Source organism: Paenibacillus sp. P4_A7 (genome assembly GCF_056402455.1).
In genome coordinates, this window is record NZ_JBFUHJ010000897.1 from 1 (window position 1) to 685 (window position 685).

The 685-nt window shown below is 47.3% G+C and carries 1 protein-coding gene; it reads left to right on the forward strand.

What is annotated here, in order from left to right; all coding sequences use genetic code 11:
- Positions 1 to 587, forward strand: a 587-nt coding sequence (locus AC1DWN_RS34805) for a transaldolase family protein (RefSeq protein WP_477563356.1), incomplete at its 5' end; no start/stop codon positions are given.
- Between the last annotated feature and the right edge of the window lie 98 nt (positions 588 to 685).

Here is a 685-nt window from a genome sequence, read left to right on the forward strand (position 1 = left end):
ACCCATCCTTGGTTGCCAAAGAAGGAGTGAAATTCGAAGACCGTATCGCCGAGATTCTGCGTGAAGTGCCTGAGGTTGAATCCGTTTCTGCCGAAGTAACGCCTGATGCAGTTACTGCTGAAGAAATGATCGCGCAAGCTGATGAACTAATTAAAATCAACAACAACGACAAAAACATCACAATCAAGCTTCCGATGACGCTTGCTGGGCTTGAGGCTTGCCGTTACCTGACGAGAAAAGGCGTGAAAACAAATGTAACGCTAATCTTCACAGTGAACCAAGCGCTCTTGGCTGCTCGAGCAGGCGCGACTTATGTCTCTCCATTCCTTGGTCGTTTGGATGATATTTCAGAAGATGGCGTGCTGCTCGTCGCGAAAATCGCAGAGTTATTCCGTACGCATAATCTAGATGCGCAAATCATCGCGGCATCTGTTCGACACCCAGATCATGTGACACGCGTTGCAATGGCTGGTGCGCATATCGCAACCATTCCATTCTCCGTCATTGAACAAATTTCCAAACATCCTCTAACCGATCAAGGCATGGAGAAGTTCGCCGCTGATTGGAGCAAAACAGCGCAACCTTAAGTTGCGCTTTACCATACCAGCTTTCAAAGGAGAGGTATTCTAATGAATAAACAACAAATTGGCGTGGTCGGTTTAGCCGTAATGGGTAAGAACCTAGC